Source organism: Puniceibacterium confluentis, from assembly GCF_007923445.1.
Taxonomy (GTDB): Bacteria; Pseudomonadota; Alphaproteobacteria; order Rhodobacterales; family Rhodobacteraceae; genus Puniceibacterium; species Puniceibacterium confluentis.
Map to the genome: position 1 here is coordinate 202,458 of NZ_VOJI01000004.1, position 18,758 is coordinate 221,215.

Consider the following 18,758-nt stretch of genomic DNA (forward strand, 5'->3'; position numbering starts at 1 on the left):
ATGCACGTAGGTTCCGGCAAAGCCGATGAGACCGGGGAGAGATCAGATGGCACATATTGATTACTATTTCGCGACACTTTCGCCGTTCACCTACCTTGCGGGCGGCAAGCTGGAAGACATCGCCGCCCGTCACCGGGCCAGCGTGACCTACAAGCCGCTGGACGTGATGGCCCTGTTTGCCCGCACCGGCGGCACCGCTCCCAAGGACCGGCACCCAAGCCGGATGGAGTACCGGGCGCAGGAACTGATCCGGATGGCGAAAAAACTGGATATGCCGCTGACACTCAAGCCGGCGCACTGGCCGACCAATCCGGCCCCGTCCAGCTATGCGATCATTGCCGCGCAAAAGGCGGGGGGCGGCGATCTGGGCGCACTGGCATTCTCGTTCCTGCGTGCCTGCTGGGCCGAGGAAAAGAACATTGCCGAGGACGCGGTCGTGCGCGACTGCCTGTCCGCCGCCGGGTTCGACCCCGCGCTGGCGGATTCGGGCCTGCTCACCGGGGCGGAAACCTATGCCGCCAATCTGGAGGAGGCGGTGGCGCAGGGGGTGTTCGGGTCTCCGTTCTACGTCACCGACTCCGGGCAACGGTTCTGGGGGCAGGACCGGCTGGAAGATCTCGACCTGCACCTCGCGGGCAAGCTCTGATGCCCTATGACACGCGCGCCGGGTTTCCGGTGCATTGGAACGAATTTGGTGTCGGCCCGGAACCGGCGCTGATGCTGCACCCGGCGCTGGCGCATTCGGGCGCCTGGACCCGGCTGGCAGGCGGGCTGGCTGACCGGCTGCGGGTGGTGGCGCCGGACATGCCGGGCCACGGGTTGAGCGGTGATTGGGACCGGCGCAGCGATTACCATGACCAGATGACGGCGATCGCCGCCAGTTTCATCGAACCGGGCATGCATGTGATCGGGCATTCCTTCGGCGCGACCGTGGCGCTGCGTCTGGCGCTGGAAAACCCCGGGATGCGGTCGCTGACACTGATTGAACCGGTGCTGTTCGCGGCGGCCCGGCTTCGGGCGCAGGCGGCATTTGATGCGCATCACAAGGTGTCGCGCCCTTTTGCAAATGCGCTGGCGGTGGGTGACCGTGATACTGCGGCGCGGCTGTTCAGTGCGCTTTGGGGCGACGGACGCGGGTGGGAGGATCTGACCGCACGGCAGAAAGAGTCGCTGGTCAAGCGCATTCCGATCATTGCCGAGACCAACCGGACCCTGAATGACGACCCGATCGGCCTGCTGGCCGAAGGTCGGCTCGAGGGGCTGAAAATGCCGGTTCTGCTGTTGCGCGGTTCAGACTCGCAACCGATCACCCAGGACATCCACAACGCCCTGGCGGCGCGGATTCCCGATGTGCGGCAGTCGGTGATCGCAGGGGCCGGGCATATGGTGCCGATCACCCACCCGGCCGAGGTGGCGCGTGAAATTCGCGACATGATCGGTTAGGCGGCAATCCACGCGCCGCCGACCGCCCGGGCGGATTCAGCGCGACTGTGGCGTCTTGGCACCGATCTGCGGTTCGGTGCCTGCGCGGATCCGGGCCAGATTGCTGCGGTGTCGCCAGTAGATCAGCAGGGTGAGGATGATGCCGAGAACGAATGCCTCCATCCGCGCCAGCAGGAACATGTAGGGAGTGGAAAAGGCGGCCGCGACCAGTGCGCCATAGCTCGAGGTGCGCGAGAGCGCCACGGCGGCAAGCCAGGTGGCACAGCACAGCGCGCCCACCGGCCACACCAGTGCCAGCAGGATCCCCAGGAAGGTCGCAACCCCCTTGCCGCCCTTGAAGCCCAGCCAGACCGGGTAGCAATGTCCGAGAAATGCCGCCAGCGCCGCCAGTTGTGCGGCATCCTCTCCGGCAAGCATGCGCGCCAGCAGCACCGCTACGGCACCTTTGGCACCGTCGAGCAGCAGGGTCAGCGCCGCGGCGGTCTTGTTGCCGGTGCGCAGCACGTTGGTCGCGCCGATGTTGCCCGAACCGATGTCGCGCAGATTGCCGATGCCGAAGGCGCGCGTCAGCAGCAGCCCGAAGGGGATCGATCCGAGACCATAGCCGATCAGCGCCCAGAGCAGCAGAACGGTTGCGGTGTTCTCAATAACAGGCATCACAGGCTCCGGTAGACTGACAGGCCATCCACGAATGTCTCCAGAACCCTACCCTGTAGGCGGGCGCCGTCAAAGGGGGTGTTCTTGGATTTCGAGTTCAGCTTGAACCGGTCGAGAATCATCGGCTTGTCTGCATCGAAAAGCACCAGATCGCCAGGAGCCCCCCTGGCCAGCCGCCCGCTGTCCAGACCGAGACGGCGCGACGGGTTCAGCGACATGGCGCGGAACAGCCCCGGCAGGGTCAGGTCGCCGGAATGATACAGCCGCAGCATCACCGGCATCAGCGTTTCCAGCCCCACGGCGCCCGACGCCGCCTCTTCATAGGGCAGGCGCTTGGACTCTTCGTCCTGCGGTGTGTGCATCGAACAGATCACGTCGATCAGACCCGCGTTCACCGCGGCGATGACGGCCTGGCGGTCCTCTTCCGAGCGCAGCGGCGGCTTGACCTTGAAGAAAGTGCGGTAATCGCTCACGTCCAGCTCGTTCAGGGTGAGGTGGTGCATCGAGGTGCCCGCCGTCACGTCAAAACCGTTGTTCTTGGCGCGTTCCAGCGCGGGCAGGGCGCGGCTGGTGGTGATCTGGTCGGCGTGGTAGCGCACGCCGGTCATCTCGACCAGGGCAATATCGCGGTCCAGGCCCATGCGTTCGGCCATCGGGGTCACACCCGGCAGTCCGCGCAGAGTGGCGAACTTGCCGCTGGTCACAGCACCACCGCGCGACAGGCCGGGGTCCTGCGGGTGTGAAATCACCAGCGCACCGAGCGAGCGCGCATAGCTCATCGCCCGCGACAGCACGCGGGTGTCGCTGACCACGTGGTCACAATCGGTGAAGGCGACGGCTCCGGCGTCCATGAGAAAACCGATTTCGGTCATCTCGCGGCCCTGGCGGCCTTTGGTCAGGGCGGCCATCGGCAGCACCTTGACCGGCGCCGCCTCGTTGGCGCGGCGGCGGATGAATTCCAGCACCTCGGGCGTGTCGATGGCGGGCAGGGTGTCGGGGCGGGTGACAATGGTGGTGACACCACCGGCGGCGGCGGCCATGCCGGCCGAGCCAAAGCTTTCCTTGTGCCGTTCGCCGGGTTCGCAGACCTTGACGCCGATGTCGACGATACCGGGCGCGACAAACCGGTTGCCCGCGTCGCGACGGTGTTGGCTGGGCACCAGATCCAGACTGATGTCCGGCGACGGCGTGTCGAACACCTCGGTGATCACCCCATTGCGCACCAACAGGGCCCCCGGGCGGACGCAATCGCCTTCGGGATCGACGAGTCGGGCATTTGTGATCAGCAGGTCAGTCATCGGGCGTCTTTCCGGATGGCGCACATCGGGAAGCAGGCCCTGCGCAGTTGGTAAGGTTCATGGTCCCGCACAGGCAGGGTGTTCAGGCCGCAGGGGACGGCGGCACGGGTCATCCCTGCACCCCGAAGGCCAAGAGCAACACGGCCAGCAGAACGACCCCCAATCCCAGCATCAGCGCCTTCAGCAGGAACGAGCCGCGCAGGGCGCCCGACTCGTTCCCGCCGCGATCGGACAGGGTGCCGCGCGCGGATTTCGACCGCAGCGGGGTCAGGTCAGCCGGCCGGGTTTCCTCGACAAAGGTGCCGATCCAGCGCAGCGGATTGGAAATGGTCAGGCGCTGTTCGATCCGGCCGAATGCCGCAGAGGGCAGCAGCAGCACATGTCCTTTCAGCGCGTCAAGCTGCGGGCGCGATGCCTTGAAATCAGCGCCGGTCAGGCCGTAGCCCTCGGTCAGGTAGGTTGAGAGCGGCATGGCGCCAAGGTCGCGGATCGCCACGGTTTCAACATAGGCGGTGCGCAGCAGGCTGGCGCCGAGCGCGTAACGCAACGGCCATTCACCGGTGCCCGCCTCGGTGACAAAGCGCTCGATGGCTTCGGCAGGCAGATCTATCGTGAATACCCGCAGGTGCCCGGTTTCATGCGCCGGGACAGTCATCTGGGTCATACCAACACCTCCTTGGGGCGGGCGCGCAGGTTGCGGGCGAGCAGATCCATCACCGCCATGCGCACGGCGACACCCATTTCCACCTGTTCCTGAATGACCGACCGGTTGATGTCGTCAGCCAGCGTGCCGTCAATCTCGACGCCGCGGTTCATCGGGCCCGGATGCATGACGATCGCGTCCGCCTTTGCCCGCGACAGTTTTTGCGCGTCCAGTCCGTAGCGGTGGAAGTATTCCCGCTCGGACGGGATGAAACCGCCATCCATGCGTTCCTTCTGCAACCGCAGCATCATCACCACGTCAACGTCCTTCAGCCCTTCGTTCATGTCTTCGAACACTTCGCAGCCGAACTCGGCAATCCCGGCCGGCATCAGCGTGGCGGGGCCGACCAGCCGGATGCGGTTTTCCATCTTGCCCAGCAGCATGATGTTGGAGCGCGCGACGCGGGAATGGGCGATGTCGCCGCAGATCGCGATGGACAGCCGGTGCAGGCGGCCTTTGGCGCGGCGGATGGTCAGGGCATCCAGCAGTGCCTGCGTCGGGTGTTCGTGACGCCCGTCGCCGGCATTGATGACGGCGCAGTTGACCTTTTGCGCCAGCAGGTCCACCGCACCCGAATGCGGATGGCGCACCACCAGAAGATCCGGGTGCATGGCATTCAGGGTCATCGCGGTGTCGATCAGGGTTTCGCCCTTCTTGATCGAACTGGCCTGCATGGACATGTTCATCACGTCCGCGCCCATCCGTTTGCCCGCCAGCTCAAAGCTGGCCTGGGTGCGGGTCGAGTTTTCAAAGAACATGTTGATCTGCGTCAGACCGGACAGGGTTCCCGCGCGCTTGTCGCGCTGGCGGTTCAGCGTGACATATTTTTCCGACAGATCCAGCAAGGTCGTGATTTCGTCCGGCCGCAAGGGCTCGATCCCAAGAAGGTGACGCTGGTCAAAACGCATGTGCGGGCTCCTTGCTGATCGGGGCGGTTATAGGAACCGCTCCCGCGTACGGCAAGGCCCCGGCGAAACCTGTCGCGATTCAGTTTGCCGGGGGGGTGGTTGCCTCGGAACTGAGGCCGTCGAGCGCCAGCAGCATCGAGGTCACCTGTACATCGAGCCAGAGCCGGAGCTGATCGACCCAGGTCACATAGGCCGTCAGATATGGCTCTGCGGCAGGCAGCGCAGAGGTGATCTGCGGTGCCAGGATGTAGATGGCGGCCAGGATCACCGCCAGAAGGACCATGAGCATGAAACCGCGTCCGAAACCGTTGTTGGGTTCGTCCATCAGGGCACGGCCCTGCGGCGTCTCGACTTCGCGCCGTTCGCGGGTGGAACGCAGCGTCTGGTTGATCTCTTCCACGTCCGGCAGCAGATCCCGGCGGGAATTGGCCGCCGCAGCCGAGGCCTTTGTCGCGGCGGCGGACTTGGGTTCAGCATGCTCGGTTTGCGCCTCGGCGGCGTCTGACGGGGACACACCGCGCATCCGCTCCATGCGTTCGCGCGATTCGCGGGCCCGGCGCGCGGGTTCTTGCTCACCCGCAGGGTTTTCCAGCCCGAGATCGGGCTGACTTTCCAGACTTGAAAACTCCGCCGCCCGCTGGCGGCTTTCGCGCGCGGCCTCTTCGCGCAACACTTCGGCCACCGAGGGATCCAGGCTGCGCGCCCGGGCTTCGGCGACCGAGGCCACGTCGCGCGGTGGCAGTGCCGGAGCCGGGGCGTTGTCGCCATCATCGTCATATTCGCTGTGCACCGGAGGCCGTGGCCGGGCCGCTGTGGCTGCGGACGGCGCAGGAATTGTGGTCTTCCCGGCTTCGGGCGCCGTGTGGGGCTGCCCGACACGCGGTTGGGTCACGGGTGCTTGCGGCGTCTCTTCGGTGTCCGGAGACCAATCCTCGTCGGGCACCGGCAGCGCCAGTTCCTCGGACAGGACCGGGTCGTCGTCGGGGTGGTTCTGATACCAGGTGTTGCCGCAGTTCGAGCATTGCACGTCGCGCCCGCCCGCTGGGATCACCTCCACCGGAACCTCGTACTGCGCTCCGCAATTCGGGCATATCAGCCGCATGTTGTCCCCTTAGCCTGCATTCTTGTCCCGCCCGGATCTGTTTGTCACATCATAGGGCGGGCTGCACCACGGGAAAAGTCTATTGTCCGCAGCCCAGTGCATTGAAACCCGCGCGATGCTACTGCACAACAGAACAAACCCGAAGTGAGGCAGGTGTCACGTGATCGAGCTGGAAAATGTGGCCTATTCCTATGGCGGGGGCGAATTGCTCTCGGACATTTCGCTGACTCTGGCGCCGGCGTCGTTCCACTTTCTCACCGGACCGTCCGGCGCGGGCAAAACCACCTTCCTCAAGCTGTGTTACGGCGCCCTGCGTCCGACCGGCGGCCATGTGCGCCTGTTCGAGCGGGATGTCACCCAGATGGACCGGGACGCGGTGGCGCTGAGCCGCCGTCGCATCGGTGTCGTGCATCAGGACTGCCAGTTCCTGGACCACCTGTCTGTGGCGGACAATATCGCCCTGCCGCTGGTGGTCTCGGGGCAGGACAGTGCCGGCGAACTGGCCAATCTGCGCGAACTGATGGGCTGGGTCGGGCTGACCGGCCGTGCCGATGCGCTGCCGCCGGAACTGTCGGGCGGCGAACGACAGCGGGCGGCGCTGGCGCGGGCGGTGATCATGTCACCGGACGTGATCCTTGCCGACGAACCCACGGGCAACGTCGACTGGGAGATGTCGCAACGCCTGCTGAAGCTGCTGGTCGAGCTCAACCGGATGGGCAAGACGATCATGATAGCCACACATGACCTGTCGCTGATCCGCGCCGCCAAACAACAGGTGCAGTCACGGGTACTGCGCATTTCGAACCGGCGGCTGCAACTGGCGGGGGCGGATCTTTGAAGCTGGACATCTCCGTGATGCGGGGCCTCGTGGCCTCGGATGCCGCCGCTGACCGGGTGGTGCCCCCGGCCGGATTTACCGTCCGCCTGACGTTGTTCACCTCGGCCGCGATGGCGTTTCTCGCGGTGTTTGCGCTGGCGCTGTCCCTGGCCTCGGGAAGGCTGGCGCAGAATTGGGGTGACCAGCTGGCGCGGTCCTCGACCGTGCGGATCTCGGCCGCTGCCGAAGAGATGGCCGCCCAGACCGCCGCCGCCCTGCGCGTGCTCGAGACCACGCCGGGCGTCGAAAGTGCGCGGGCGCTGACGGCCGAGGAACAGCAGGCGTTGCTGGAACCATGGTTCGGCCCGGATCTGCCGGTCGCCACGCTGCCGGTGCCGCAACTGATCGACATCACCGAAACCGATGACGGCTATGACGCCGCCGGTCTGCGTCTGCGGCTGAGCGCCGAAGTGCCCGGTGCCGTGCTGGACGATCACACCCGCTGGCGGCGTCCGCTGGTGGCGGCGGCCTCGCGGTTGCGGCTGCTGGGGTGGGTGTCGATCGGCCTGATCGCCGCCGCTACCGGCGCGATGATCACGCTGGCTGCCAACGCCGCGCTGGCGGCCAATGCGCAGGTGATCGCGGTGCTGCGTCTGGTCGGCGCCACCGATGCCTATATCGCCGGGGCCTTTGTGCGCCGCTTTACCCTGCGCGCCCTGGGCGGTGCCGCCGTCGGCACCTGCCTGGCGGTGATCGGCATCCTGCTGATGCCGGATGCCGGCGAGGCCGGAGGCTTTCTGACCGGCCTTGGATTTCAGGGCTGGCACTGGATCTGGCCGCTGGCCGTACCACCGCTGGCGGCGCTGGTGGCGCTGCTGGCCACACAGGCGGCGGCGCGCCGGGTGCTGGGAGAACTGGCCTGATGGGTTATGCACTGCAATGGATCCGTTCGCTGGTCTTTGTCATCAACGTCTATGTGGCCATCGCGGTCGTGGGCATCGCGCTGTTCCCCTGGGCCCTGATGTCGCGCCGTGGCGCCCGGGTCGCCTGTGCCTCGGTCTGCCGTTACGTGCGCTGGTCCGCGGCGTGGATGGTCGGCCTGCGCAGCGAGGTGCGCGGCACGCCACCCGTCGACGAATGCCTTGTCGCCTCGAAACACCAGAGCTTCTTCGACGTCTTCCTGGTGTTCAGTGCTCTGCCCGCGGGCAAGTTCATCATGAAGAAGCTGTTGATCTGGGCGCCGATCGTTGGTCAGTACGGGCTGCGTATCGGCTGTGTCCCGGTGGATCGCGGCAAGCGGGGCAAGGCGATCAAACAGATGGTTGAGGCGGTCACCGAGGGCGCGGTTCAACCCGGGCAGCTGATCATCTATCCGCAGGGCACCCGCATCGCACCCGGAGTCAGTGCGCCCTACAAGGTCGGAACGGCGGTTCTGTACGAACAGCTTGGGCAGGACTGTGTGCCCGTGGCCACCAATGTGGGATTGTTCTGGCCGAAACGCGGGATTTACCGCAAGCCCGGCCTGGCGGTGGTCGAGTTCCTGCCACGCATCAAGGCCGGCATGGAGCCGCGCGCCTTCCTCAAGCTGCTGGAAGAACAGATCGAAACCGCATCCGACCGGCTGAACGCTGAGGCGGGGTTTACGGCAAAGGATTGACGCGAGCACGACGCTGCGCGGGGTGGCCCGATAGCTGCCCCCCGCCTGTCGGAGCTGGATCGTGGCCTCGGGGTTCCGTGCGCTGCCAGCCGTGAGGCCAGAGGGATCTGATGCCACACCGCGCGGTGAGACCATGGGCAGGTGATCCAGGAACTGCTTCCAGGCACCCCCGATCCTGCCCGACGGGCGTGGCAACAACCGGCTGGAGTCGCGTCGCAATATCATCCGGAATGAGTGGGTGGCATTGATGTCCATGGCTCCCCGCGAAAGTGTCGTCGTGCGGGTGAACGGCGGGGCATCGTCACCGATGGCCGTGAACTGTGCGCGCGCTTTGTGCAGGCAAGACACCGGCCAGCGACGGTGATCGTCGTGGGTATTGGTGAATTTCATGCACAATGACCCAAGGCGCTGATGCGGTCCCGGCTGTGGCTGCAGCAATGAAGCCCGCGATACCGACGCCGGTGCCGATCCTTGCTGAGATGACCGGCGGTGACATCCACCTTGCCAACCGGGACCAGACATATCCGGGGCGCGCCGCGGACACCCGCCGGGAGCGATCCGGCGAGCGGAGAGCCTAGGCGTTGTTCCGGCGCGCTCTGGCCCGGGCGGGCAGGGCGCGTCCTGCCCAGAGGCCGGCCAGGAGCAGGACCGCCGCACCCCAGCTGCCGACGGCGCGGCTGGTCAGGCTGAGCTTCGGCTTGGTCGGCAGGGCAGGGGGAAAGATCCCCTCGGCCTGTCCGGTGGCAAACAGCCCCCGCGGCAGGCTGATGAAATTCTCCGTTCGGCAACGACGTTCGGCGAGAACGTATTCCGCAGCCCGGTGCCACAGCGGCAGACCAAGCGCCCGCAGGGTTCTGGTCCGCACGCAGAGAGATGTGCCGTGAGGTATGCCGCGGGCCTGGGGGATGTGCGACAGAAAGACCAGACGGTGGGAATGCGACACCAGCCCGTTGGCGTCCGGGCGGTCCCCGGCGGGCAGCGCAACAGCGCCGCCGATCCCCAGCGTGAGTACCACAAGCAAGCCTCTGAACATCGGTGTACGCCTCCTGTGCCATTGTCTGACCAGGAAACACTACCAAAGTGTTGCGGCCACTTCCCGCATAGAAAAAGGAATTTTTTGGGCCACAGTTCTGATCACAGAATTGATCACAGTGTTGGCCACAGAGACCGTGGCAGGGGCGCCGGTCGCGCGCGGCGCCCCCCTTTGGGGCTTACATGTGGATCGGGCCGTCACCACAGGCCAGAGCCGCCTCGCGCACCGCTTCGGAATAGGTCGGGTGGGCGTGACAGGTCAGCGCAAGATCCTGCGCCGCCGCGCCGAATTCCATCGCCACGCAGATCTCGTGGATCAGATCGCCCGCCATCGGACCGATGATATGCGCGCCAAGAATCCGGTCGCTGGCCTTGTCCACAATGATCTTGACGAAACCATCGGCGGCAAAGTTGGCCTTGGCCCGGCCGTTGCCCATGAACGAAAACTTGCCGACCTTGTAGGAGACACCTTCCGTTTTCAGCTCTTCCTCGGTCTTGCCGACCGAAGCGACCTCGGGGTGGGTGTAGATCACACCGGGGATCACGCCATAGTTCACATGGCCATGTCGCCCGGCGATGACCTCGGCTGTGGCCATGCCCTCGTCCTCGGCCTTGTGCGCAAGCATCGGTCCGGTGATGGCATCGCCGATGGCATAGATGCCCTTGACGTTGGTCTGCCAGTGGGAATCGGTCCTGATCTGGCCCCGGTCGGTCATCTCGACCCCCAGCGCCTCGAGCCCCAATCCGTCCGTATAGGGCTTGCGCCCGGTCGCGACGAGCACCACGTCGGCGTCCATCGTGTGTTCGCTGTCATCCTTGCGCAGCTTGTAGGTGACCGTGGCCTTGGTCTTGCTGGTCTCGACACCCTGAACCGCGGCGCCAAGGGTGAATTTCAGGCCCTGCTTGGTCAGCAGCTTCTGGAAGGTCTTCTGTACCTCGCCGTCCATGCCGGGGGTGATGGCGTCGAGGAATTCGATCACCTGCACCTCGGCGCCCAGACGCGCATAGACCGATCCAAGCTCCAGACCGATGACGCCGGCACCGATGACCACCAGTTTCTTCGGCACCTTGCCCAGTTCCAGCGCGCCGGTCGAGGTCACGACGATCTTTTCGTCGATCTCGATGCCCGGCAGGCTGCTGGACTGCGACCCGGTGGCGATGATGATGTTTTTGGCGTCGTGAGTCTCGTCTCCGACCTTGACACGACCGGCCTCGGGGATTGACCCCCAGCCCCTGAGCCAGTCGATCTTGTTCTTCTTGAACAGGAACTCGATACCCTTGGTGTTGGTGTCGATGGTGTCCTGCTTGTAGGTCAGCATCTGTTTCCAGTCGACCGACGGGCTCTTGCCCTTGAGGCCCATGGCCGCAAAGTTGTGCTCGGCTTCGTGCAGCATGTGCGTCGCGTGCAGCAGCGCCTTGGACGGGATGCAGCCGACGTTGAGGCAGGTGCCGCCAAGGGTGTCACGTCCTTCGACGCAGGCGGTCTTCAGGCCGAGCTGGGCGCAGCGGATCGCGGCCACGTAGCCGCCGGGGCCGGAGCCGATGACGATGACGTCGTAAGATGCCATGATGGTGTCCTTTCGTTTGACGGGCTGGGGGCGCCGCCCCCGTCCGCGCGCGGCGCGGAGTTCCCTGGAATTGTATGGGCAGATGAAGCCCTTAGACCAGTGCTGCCAGAAGCATCACTGTGGTGGCGAGAAAACCGGTGCCCCAGATCGCCGAGCGCCAGGGGCGCCAGCCGAAATAATAGGCCGGGACATAGGCGATGCGGGCGATCAGGTAGATGGTGGCACAAAGGGCGGTGACGGCGCTGCCCTGATCGGAAAAGGTGATGACGAAGGTGGCGATCGAGAACAGGATCAGCCCTTCGAAATGGTTGGCCATGGCGCGTTGCAGCCGCGCGGTCTTGTCGCTGAGCTGCCGGCTCGGGGGGCGGTCGCGGGCCGAGCTTGTATAGCCGGTGCCAAGTTCGAGGTTCGCCGGGATCGCGAACAGTCCGAACTGCACGACCTGAAGCAGGGCTGCGAGCGTGAGGATGGTGAGTTCAGGAGTCATGCGGTTTCCAGGAAATGCGATTCCGTCGGGCCGTGGCCAAGCGCCCCGGACTTGTCCAGCCAGGCGCGGGCCTTGTCCGGATCGTTGACGCCGAACAGGGCCCAGTGCGCCCCGCCGTCACCGCGCCAGAGTTGCAGCAGGGACAGGCCGGCGTTGCCTCGGTTCTCGGCGTCGCTGTCAAAGGCGGCGGTGTCGAAGTCGGCGTAGCGGGTGAGCAGTTGTCGGGTCATGCGAAGGCCTCCGGTTGCAGGATTGCGGCTGGTCTGTCTGAAGGTAGTTCATGCCCGCATCAGGGCATCTGCAATTTTTTCACGCGCGCCTCGTCGCCTTGTCCGCGCGCTGACGGGTGGCGTGTCCTGACATGGTCCAGGCCTTGGTGATCAGGAACGCGGGCTGCGTCCTCTGCGGCGGCAATCGGACGGCGGGCCGTCATTGCGTTCCGGGTTACCGCCGGGAAAGAAGCCGGTGCATTCGCCGCCCGCGCCGGGTGAGAACGCAAAGGAGGCAAAAGCGTTAAGGCCGACGTGATGGAGATTCCGGACCGGGTCAGCCCGGCAGGCGGCAGTGCAAGGCCGATGACGATGTTGAACGGGATGCCCGGCATGTATCCGTTTTCCTGCGAGACCGCGTGACTGGCCATGGCCGACGGGGCATCAAACCCGTCCCTGATGGGCAACATGGGACTGTCGGGATTGCCCGAGCATATCCGGTTGGGGGAAACATGCCCGCCGTCAGAGCCGGCTTTGGCCAGGGTGGTGTCGCCGGGCAGGGCAAAGGCGCGTCGTCGGGCGACGGCCGCGCGATATTGCTCTGCCCGGCGCACGGGTTACAGATCCATCAGCAGGCGGCGCGGATCCTCGAGCGCCTCTTTCACCCGGACAAGGAAGGTCACAGCGCCCTTGCCGTCGACGACGCGGTGATCGTAGGACAACGCCAGATACATCATCGGGCGGATCTTGATCTCGCCGTTGATGACCATCGGGCGGTCCTGGATCTTGTGCATTCCGAGGATGCCCGACTGCGGCGGGTTCAGGATCGGCGAGGACATCAGCGAGCCGTAGACACCGCCGTTCGAGATGGTGAAGGTGCCGCCCTGCATTTCCGCCATCGACAGCTTGCCGTCGCGGGCGCGCTTGCCCTTTTCGCTGATCGCCTTTTCGATCTCGGCAAAGGACATCTGGTCGGCGTCACGGATCACCGGCACCACAAGGCCGGTGGGGGTGCCGGCGGCGATGCCCATGTGCACGAAGTTCTTGTAGACGATGTCGGTGCCGTCGATCTCGGCGTTGACCTCGGGGACTTCCTTCAGGGCGTGGCAGCAGGCCTTGGTGAAGAACGACATGAAGCCGAGGCGGGCGCCGTGCTTCTTTTCGAACAGGTCCTTGTATTCGCTGCGCAGCGCCATCGTCTCGGTCATGTCCACCTCGTTGTAGGTGGTCAGCATCGCGGCGGTGTTCTGCGCATCCTTGAGGCGACGGGCGATGGTCTGGCGCAGGCGGGTCATCTTGACCCGTTCCTCGCGGGCAGCGTCGTCCGCCGGAACCGGGGGGCGCGGCGCGGCCGGCGCGGCCGACGCGGCCGGAGCGGCGCTGGCCGCAGCCACGGCGCGGGCCACATCATCCTTCATCACCCGGCCGTCCCGGCCCGTCGCGGTGACCTGATCGCGGCTGATCCCCGCTTCGGCCATGGCCTTCTTGGCCGAGGGGGCATCCTCGACATCCTTGCCGCCGGTGGGGGTGGTCTTCTTGCCGTCCTGAGGGGCAACGGGCGTTTTCGCCGGGGCCGCGCCCGATCCGCCGATCACCGCAAGTTTGCCATTGGCCTGGACGGTGCTGCCCTCTTCGGCCAGGATTTCCGTCAGCGTGCCGGCAGCAGGTGCAGGCACCTCGACCGAGACCTTGTCGGTCTCCAGCTCGCACAGCATTTCGTCCTGGGCCACCGTGTCTCCGACCTTCTTGAACCAGGTCGAGACGGTCGCTTCGGTCACGGATTCACCCAAGGTGGGCACCATCACATCGGTGCCGGCGCCGCCCTGCGCCTCGGCCGGTTTGGAGGTCGTGTCCTTCTTTGTTTCCGAGGGGCGGAGTTCCGGCTCTTCGGATCCGGCTTCACCCGCCCCGGCTATGGTGGCAAGCAGGGCATCCACACCGACGGTTTCGCCTTCCTGCGCGACGATATCGGCGAGCTTGCCTGCGAGGGGCGACGGCACTTCGACCGTCACCTTGTCGGTTTCCAGCTCGCACAGCATCTCGTCCACGGCGACAGTATCGCCGGGCTTCTTGAACCAGGTGGCAACGGTGGCCTCGGTCACGGATTCACCCAGGGTGGGCACGCGGACTTCGGTGGTCATGGTCTAGTTCCCTTCAATCGTCAGAGCGCTGTCCACCAGCGCCGCTTGCTGTGCTTTGTGCATGCTGGCCAGGCCCGTGGCGGGCGAGGCAGAGGTTTCGCGGCCCACGTAGGCCGGGCGGGCGTGCTGTGCCTTGATCCGGCCCAGAACCCATTCGAGGTTCGGCTCCATGAAGGTCCAGGCACCCTGGTTCTTGGGTTCTTCCTGGCACCAGATCATTTCCGCCTGCGGGAAGCGTTCGAGTTCCTTGACGGCCGAGATGGCCGGGAAAGGATAGAACTGTTCGAACCGCATCAGGTAAACATCGTCGATGCCACGGGCGTCGCGCTCTTCCAGCAGGTCGTAGTAGACCTTGCCGGAACACATCACGACGCGCTTGATCTTGTCATCGGCCACAAGTTTGGTGTCGGAATTGCCCTGCTGGGCGTCATCCCACAGCACCCGGTGGAAGGACGAGCCGGTGGTGAATTCCTCGGCCTTGCTCACGGCCAGCTTGTGACGCAGCAGCGATTTGGGCGTCATCAGGATCAGCGGCTTGCGGAACGACCGGTGCATCTGGCGGCGCAGGATGTGGAAGTAATTCGCCGGCGTGGTGCAGTTGGCCACGATCCAGTTGTCCTGGCCACACATCTGCAGGAACCGCTCGAGGCGGGCCGAAGAGTGCTCGGGCCCCTGACCTTCGTAGCCGTGCGGCAGCAGGCAGACGAGCCCCGACATCCGCAGCCACTTGGATTCGCCCGACGAAACGAACTGGTCGAACATGATCTGCGCGCCGTTGGCAAAGTCGCCGAACTGCGCCTCCCACAGGGTCAGGGCGTTGGGTTCGGCAAGGCTGTAGCCGTATTCAAATCCGAGCACGGCGTATTCCGACAGCGCCGAGTCGATGGGTTCGAACCGGGCCTGACCTTCACGGATGTTGTTGAGCGGATAGTACCGTTCCTCTGTGTCCTGATTGACCAGGCCGGAATGCCGCTGGCTGAAGGTGCCACGGGTGGAGTCCTGACCGGACAGCCGCACGGGATAGCCTTCGGTCAGCAGCGAGCCGAATGCCAGAGCTTCGCCGGTTGCCCAGTCAAAGCCGGTGCCGGTCCTGAACATCTCGGCCCGCGATTCCAGCAGGCGGCCAACGGTCTTGTGCAGCGGAAAGCCGTCCGGCGCGCGGGTCAGGGCAGAGCCGATCTGCTCCAGCGTCTCGGGCTTGATCGACGTCTTGCCGCGCTGGTACTTGCCCTGCTTCTGCCGGTCGAGGTGGGACCAGCGACCATCGAGCCAGTCGGCCTTGTTCGGCTTGTAGGTCTTGCCGGCCTCGAATTCCTCGTTCAGCATCGACTGGAACGACGCCTTCATGTCCTCGATTTCGCCCTCGGGGATCAGACCGTCACGCACAAGCCGCTCGGTGTACAGCGTCAGCGTGGTCTTCTGCTTCTTGATCTTGGTGTACATCAGCGGGTTGGTGAACATGGGCTCGTCGCCCTCGTTGTGTCCGAACCGGCGGTAGCAGAAGATGTCGAGAACTACGTCCTTGCCGAACTTCTGGCGGAACTCTGTCGCCACCTTTGCGGCATGCACCACCGCTTCGGGGTCATCGCCGTTCACGTGGAAGATCGGCGCCTCGACCACCAGCGCGTTGTCTGTGGGGTAGGGCGACGAGCGCGAGAAATGCGGCGCGGTGGTAAAGCCGATCTGGTTGTTCACCACGATATGCATCGTACCGCCGGTCCGGTGGCCGCGCACACCGGACAGTGCAAAGCACTCTGCGACCACACCCTGGCCGGCAAAGGCCGCATCGCCGTGCAGCAGGATCGGCATCACCATCGTCCGGTGCTGATCGCCGTACTGGTCCTGCTTGGCACGGACCTTCCCCAGCACAACCGGGTTCACGGCCTCAAGGTGGGAGGGGTTGGCGGTCAGTGACAGGTGAACGGCATTGCCGTCGAAATCGCGGTCAGACGAGGCCCCGAGGTGGTATTTCACGTCGCCCGAGCCATCGACGTCCTCAGGCTTGAAACTGCCGCCCTGGAATTCGTTGAAAATCGCGCGGTAGGGTTTGTTCATCACGTTGGCGAGCACCGACAGGCGGCCGCGGTGCGGCATGCCGATGATCATTTCCTTGACGCCAAGCGCGCCGCCGCGCTTGATGATCTGCTCCATCGCAGGGATCAGGCTTTCGCCGCCATCAAGGCCAAACCGCTTTGTGCCCATGTATTTGACATGCAGGAATTTCTCGAATCCCTCGGCCTCGACCATCTTGTTGAGGATCGCCTTGCGGCCCTCGCGGGTGAACTTGACCTCCTTGCCGTATCCCTCGATCCGCTCTTTCAGCCAGGCCGACTGTTCGGGGTCCGAGATGTGCATGTATTGCAGCGCGAAGGTGCCGCAGTAGGTGCGCCGCACGATGTCCATGATCTCGCGCATGGACGCGATCTGAAGCCCGAGAACGTTGTCGATGAAGATCGGCCGGTCCATGTCGGCTTCGGTGAAGCCGTAGGACTTGGGGTCAAGTTCGGGATGGGGGGTGGCTTCGCGCATGCCCAGCGGGTCCAGATCCGCGGCAAGATGGCCCCGGATGCGGTGCGCCCGGATGATCATCAGCGCCCGGATCGAGTCGAGCACCGCCCGCTTGACCTGATCGTCGCTGAGGTTGACGCCGGTCGCGGCGGCCTTGTCGGTGATCTTCTTGCCGGCGGCCTTGGCGTCGGGGGCCATCGCGGCCATCGCCCATTCCCCGGTCAGTGCGGCGGTGAGATCGTCCTGCGGCTGCGGCGGCCAGTCGGCGCGTGCCCAGCTCGGGCCGGCGGCCACCTTCTTGACCTCCATTCCGTCGTCGCCCATCGCCCGGAAAAACGCCTGCCAGGCCTCGTCGACCGCGCCGGGGTCGTTGGCATAGCGTGCATACATCTGTTCGAGATACGCGGCATTGTGCCCCTGCATGAAGCTTGAGGCGTGGAACTGGTCGTTTGAACTTTGATCGGTCATGTCTGGTCCCCAGCTGGGTTTCTACCTAGGTGCTGCTTGCGAGGTGATTGCGGACGCCGCGCTGCCTGTGGCCGAAAAGGCCGACGGGTGTGCAGGGCGCTGATCGGCGTCATATGGGTCATCGGAATAGCCCATCAAATCAAAAATTGTGGCTTCGACGTCTAGAACACGTCCCACGAGAGTACGATTATAGAGATCGGCAATATCGCCGTCGGCAAGACCGTGCTGACCTTTCTTGGTGTGGCGAAGGTCCTGTATGGGCGCGCAATAGCCGACATGGTCAGCGATGCGGCGAATGTCGTCTTTGAGGCTTTCGTAATAGATCACATCGTCCACGACGCATGTGCCGTCGATCTGAAACAACGCGGTCTGGAGCCCGTAACCGTCGGACAGCAGAAACCGCCCGAAGTCCGCGCGCAGGGTATCCCAGTTCTGCGGCAGGGTGCGGCGGGACCGCTGCTGGTGAAACGCATAGAGCGACACCGCCCGCGTGAAGGGATTTCGGACATTCATGAACTTGAAATAGCTCTGCCAGACGTCGGATTCGAGCTGGGCGCGAATGGTGGCGGCAGGCATGTGGTTGCGCCACTTCAGATCCTGACCGGCGCCGCCACGGTAACCGACGATTCCGGCCTCGCTGACCATCATCTCGGTCCGCTCGCTCAACTCTGCCCCCTTCGGCATGCAGGCGGGCTGAAAGAACACCTCGGTCGAGGTGCCGGCCGTTTTGCCAGTCTTGAGGAAGATGAACTTATGAGAGTGACTGACGAGCATCTTGGTCCTTGACCCTTCATGCTCTGAACCCGCGGGGGTTCAGAGCGTACTCCTGCAGGCGCGGCTCAGCCCTTGGCGATGGCCGCAAGTACGGCCTCACCCAGACCGGCAGGGCTTTCCGCCACAACGATCCCGGCGGCTTTCATCGCCTCGATCTTGTCCTCGGCACCGCCCTTGCCGCCCGCGACGATCGCGCCGGCATGGCCCATGCGACGGCCCGGAGGGGCTGTGCGTCCCGCGATGAAACCAGCCGTCGGTTTCCAGCGGCCCTTCTTCTTTTCATCGGCCAGAAACTGTGCCGCATCTTCTTCGGCCGAGCCGCCGATTTCACCGATCATGATGATCGACTGCGTTTCGGGGTCAGCCAGGAACATTTCCAGCACGTCGATGTGCTCGGTTCCCTTGATCGGGTCGCCGCCGATGCCGACGGCCGTCGACTGGCCCAGACCGCTGTCGGACGTCTGTTTCACGGCCTCATAGGTCAGCGTGCCCGAACGCGACACCACGCCGACCGATCCACGCTTGTGGATGTGGCCGGGCATGATGCCGATCTTGCAGGCATCGGGGGTGATGACTCCGGGGCAGTTCGGCCCGATCAGGCGCGACCTGGAATTCTCCAGCGCCCGCTTGACCTTCATCATGTCAAGCACCGGGATGCCTTCGGTGATGCAGATGATCAGTTCCATCTCGGCGTCGATCGCCTCGAGGATCGAATCCGCGGCAAACGGCGGTGGGACATAGATCACCGAAGCATTCGCGCCGGTCACGTGCATTGCTTCGTGCACCGAATTGTACACCGGCAGGTCCAGGTGGGTCTGGCCCCCTTTGCCGGGAGTCACGCCGCCCACCATCTTGGTGCCGTAAGCGATGGCCTGTTCGGTGTGAAATGTGCCCTGCGAACCGGTGAGGCCCTGACAGATCACCTTGGTGTTTTCGTCGATTAGGACTGCCATGTTATCAGTCTTTCCTTGTGTCTCGGGCGGGTC

19 protein-coding genes are annotated in these 18,758 nt (G+C 64.8%); 5 read left to right on the forward strand and 14 right to left on the reverse strand.

What is annotated here, in order from left to right:
* Positions 1–46: 46 nt before the first annotated feature.
* Together FOY53_RS06740 and FOY53_RS06745 are read left to right on the forward strand one after the other, a co-directional pair.
* A complete protein-coding gene (locus FOY53_RS06740; protein WP_146587009.1) occupies positions 47–646 on the forward strand; it encodes a 2-hydroxychromene-2-carboxylate isomerase in 600 nt (199 codons plus the stop codon).
* Positions 646–1,443, forward strand: coding sequence for an alpha/beta fold hydrolase (locus FOY53_RS06745; RefSeq protein WP_146587011.1), 798 nt, complete (start codon positions 646–648; stop codon positions 1,441–1,443). The genes FOY53_RS06740 and FOY53_RS06745 overlap by 1 nt, the downstream gene beginning before the upstream one ends.
* A 36-nt stretch (positions 1,444–1,479) precedes the next feature.
* On the opposite strand, the gene plsY is transcribed toward FOY53_RS06745, so the two are convergent.
* The 5 genes from plsY to FOY53_RS06770 form a co-directional block, all read right to left on the reverse strand.
* Positions 1,480–2,100 carry a glycerol-3-phosphate 1-O-acyltransferase PlsY gene (gene plsY, locus FOY53_RS06750; RefSeq protein WP_146587013.1) on the reverse strand — a complete coding sequence of 207 codons (621 nt, stop codon included), beginning with the start codon at positions 2,098–2,100 and terminating at the stop codon, positions 1,480–1,482.
* Positions 2,100–3,398 (reverse strand): dihydroorotase, encoded by a 1,299-nt coding sequence (pyrC, locus tag FOY53_RS06755; protein ID WP_146587015.1) that lies wholly within the window; start codon positions 3,396–3,398, stop codon positions 2,100–2,102. The genes plsY and pyrC overlap by 1 nt, the downstream gene beginning before the upstream one ends.
* A gap of 109 nt (positions 3,399–3,507) precedes the next feature.
* Positions 3,508–4,062, reverse strand: a complete 555-nt coding sequence (locus FOY53_RS06760; RefSeq protein ID WP_146587017.1) for an aspartate carbamoyltransferase catalytic subunit — start codon at positions 4,060–4,062, stop codon at positions 3,508–3,510.
* Positions 4,059–5,009, reverse strand: coding sequence for an aspartate carbamoyltransferase catalytic subunit (locus FOY53_RS06765; protein ID WP_146587019.1), 951 nt, complete (start codon positions 5,007–5,009; stop codon positions 4,059–4,061). The genes FOY53_RS06760 and FOY53_RS06765 overlap by 4 nt, the downstream gene beginning before the upstream one ends.
* Positions 5,010–5,088: 79 nt before the next feature.
* Complete coding sequence (locus FOY53_RS06770; protein ID WP_146587021.1) at positions 5,089–6,111, reverse strand: zinc-ribbon domain-containing protein; 1,023 nt, start codon at positions 6,109–6,111, stop codon at positions 5,089–5,091.
* A 160-nt stretch (positions 6,112–6,271) separates the two neighbouring features.
* Here FOY53_RS06770 and FOY53_RS06775 point away from each other — a divergent pair, with 160 nt between their 5' ends.
* The 3 genes from FOY53_RS06775 to FOY53_RS06785 are packed head-to-tail and all read left to right on the forward strand — an operon-like array spanning position 6,272 to position 8,585.
* Entirely contained in the window at positions 6,272–6,949 is a 678-nt protein-coding gene (locus tag FOY53_RS06775) for a cell division ATP-binding protein FtsE (RefSeq protein ID WP_146587023.1), read from the forward strand.
* 17 nt (positions 6,950–6,966) lie between these two features.
* A complete protein-coding gene (locus FOY53_RS06780) occupies positions 6,967–7,851 on the forward strand; it encodes a cell division protein FtsX (RefSeq protein ID WP_146587208.1) in 885 nt (294 codons plus the stop codon).
* Positions 7,851–8,585: a lysophospholipid acyltransferase family protein gene (locus FOY53_RS06785; protein WP_146587025.1), complete on the forward strand. Its 735-nt coding sequence runs from the start codon at positions 7,851–7,853 to the stop codon at positions 8,583–8,585. Before FOY53_RS06780 ends, FOY53_RS06785 begins: the two co-directional genes overlap by 1 nt.
* 574 nt (positions 8,586–9,159) lie before the next feature.
* On the opposite strand, the gene FOY53_RS06790 is transcribed toward FOY53_RS06785, so the two are convergent.
* From FOY53_RS06790 to sucD, 9 genes are all read right to left on the reverse strand, one after another.
* Entirely contained in the window at positions 9,160–9,618 is a 459-nt protein-coding gene (locus FOY53_RS06790; protein WP_146587027.1) for a hypothetical protein, read from the reverse strand.
* 178 nt (positions 9,619–9,796) lie between these two features.
* A complete protein-coding gene (lpdA, locus tag FOY53_RS06795) occupies positions 9,797–11,185 on the reverse strand; it encodes a dihydrolipoyl dehydrogenase (RefSeq protein WP_146587029.1) in 1,389 nt (462 codons plus the stop codon).
* A gap of 91 nt (positions 11,186–11,276) precedes the next feature.
* Entirely contained in the window at positions 11,277–11,672 is a 396-nt protein-coding gene (locus FOY53_RS06800) for an MAPEG family protein (protein ID WP_146587031.1), read from the reverse strand.
* A complete protein-coding gene (locus tag FOY53_RS06805; RefSeq protein ID WP_146587033.1) occupies positions 11,669–11,902 on the reverse strand; it encodes a hypothetical protein in 234 nt (77 codons plus the stop codon). The genes FOY53_RS06800 and FOY53_RS06805 overlap by 4 nt, the downstream gene beginning before the upstream one ends.
* 59 nt (positions 11,903–11,961) lie before the next feature.
* A complete protein-coding gene (locus tag FOY53_RS06810) occupies positions 11,962–12,312 on the reverse strand; it encodes a hypothetical protein (RefSeq protein WP_146587035.1) in 351 nt (116 codons plus the stop codon).
* A gap of 186 nt (positions 12,313–12,498) precedes the next feature.
* Positions 12,499–14,022, reverse strand: a complete 1,524-nt coding sequence (gene odhB, locus FOY53_RS06815) for a 2-oxoglutarate dehydrogenase complex dihydrolipoyllysine-residue succinyltransferase (RefSeq protein WP_146587037.1) — start codon at positions 14,020–14,022, stop codon at positions 12,499–12,501.
* A gap of 3 nt (positions 14,023–14,025) precedes the next feature.
* Entirely contained in the window at positions 14,026–16,998 is a 2,973-nt protein-coding gene (locus FOY53_RS06820; protein WP_146587039.1) for a 2-oxoglutarate dehydrogenase E1 component, read from the reverse strand.
* 21 nt (positions 16,999–17,019) lie between these two features.
* A complete protein-coding gene (locus FOY53_RS06825) occupies positions 17,020–17,772 on the reverse strand; it encodes a sulfotransferase family 2 domain-containing protein (RefSeq protein ID WP_146587041.1) in 753 nt (250 codons plus the stop codon).
* A 65-nt stretch (positions 17,773–17,837) separates the two neighbouring features.
* Positions 17,838–18,725: a succinate--CoA ligase subunit alpha gene (sucD, locus tag FOY53_RS06830; protein ID WP_146587043.1), complete on the reverse strand. Its 888-nt coding sequence runs from the start codon at positions 18,723–18,725 to the stop codon at positions 17,838–17,840.
* Between the last annotated feature and the right edge of the window lie 33 nt (positions 18,726–18,758).

Bases quoted from the DNA above. Each gene is read 5' to 3' on its own strand.
- FOY53_RS06740 (WP_146587009.1), top strand. From the start codon at position 47: ATGGCACATATTGATTACTATTTCGCGACACTTTCGCCGTTCACCTAC.
- FOY53_RS06745 (WP_146587011.1), top strand. From the start codon at position 646: ATGCCCTATGACACGCGCGCCGGGTTTCCGGTGCATTGGAACGAATTT.
- plsY (WP_146587013.1), bottom strand. From the start codon at position 2,100: ATGCCTGTTATTGAGAACACCGCAACCGTTCTGCTGCTCTGGGCGCTG.
- pyrC (WP_146587015.1), bottom strand. From the start codon at position 3,398: ATGACTGACCTGCTGATCACAAATGCCCGACTCGTCGATCCCGAAGGC.
- FOY53_RS06760 (WP_146587017.1), bottom strand. From the start codon at position 4,062: ATGACCCAGATGACTGTCCCGGCGCATGAAACCGGGCACCTGCGGGTA.
- FOY53_RS06765 (WP_146587019.1), bottom strand. From the start codon at position 5,009: ATGCGTTTTGACCAGCGTCACCTTCTTGGGATCGAGCCCTTGCGGCCG.
- FOY53_RS06770 (WP_146587021.1), bottom strand. From the start codon at position 6,111: ATGCGGCTGATATGCCCGAATTGCGGAGCGCAGTACGAGGTTCCGGTG.
- FOY53_RS06780 (WP_146587208.1), top strand. From the start codon at position 6,967: ATGCGGGGCCTCGTGGCCTCGGATGCCGCCGCTGACCGGGTGGTGCCC.
- FOY53_RS06785 (WP_146587025.1), top strand. From the start codon at position 7,851: ATGGGTTATGCACTGCAATGGATCCGTTCGCTGGTCTTTGTCATCAAC.
- FOY53_RS06790 (WP_146587027.1), bottom strand. From the start codon at position 9,618: ATGTTCAGAGGCTTGCTTGTGGTACTCACGCTGGGGATCGGCGGCGCT.
- lpdA (WP_146587029.1), bottom strand. From the start codon at position 11,185: ATGGCATCTTACGACGTCATCGTCATCGGCTCCGGCCCCGGCGGCTAC.
- FOY53_RS06800 (WP_146587031.1), bottom strand. From the start codon at position 11,672: ATGACTCCTGAACTCACCATCCTCACGCTCGCAGCCCTGCTTCAGGTC.
- FOY53_RS06805 (WP_146587033.1), bottom strand. From the start codon at position 11,902: ATGACCCGACAACTGCTCACCCGCTACGCCGACTTCGACACCGCCGCC.
- FOY53_RS06810 (WP_146587035.1), bottom strand. From the start codon at position 12,312: ATGGCCAGTCACGCGGTCTCGCAGGAAAACGGATACATGCCGGGCATC.
- odhB (WP_146587037.1), bottom strand. From the start codon at position 14,022: ATGACCACCGAAGTCCGCGTGCCCACCCTGGGTGAATCCGTGACCGAG.
- FOY53_RS06820 (WP_146587039.1), bottom strand. From the start codon at position 16,998: ATGACCGATCAAAGTTCAAACGACCAGTTCCACGCCTCAAGCTTCATG.
- FOY53_RS06825 (WP_146587041.1), bottom strand. From the start codon at position 17,772: ATGCTCGTCAGTCACTCTCATAAGTTCATCTTCCTCAAGACTGGCAAA.
- sucD (WP_146587043.1), bottom strand. From the start codon at position 18,725: ATGGCAGTCCTAATCGACGAAAACACCAAGGTGATCTGTCAGGGCCTC.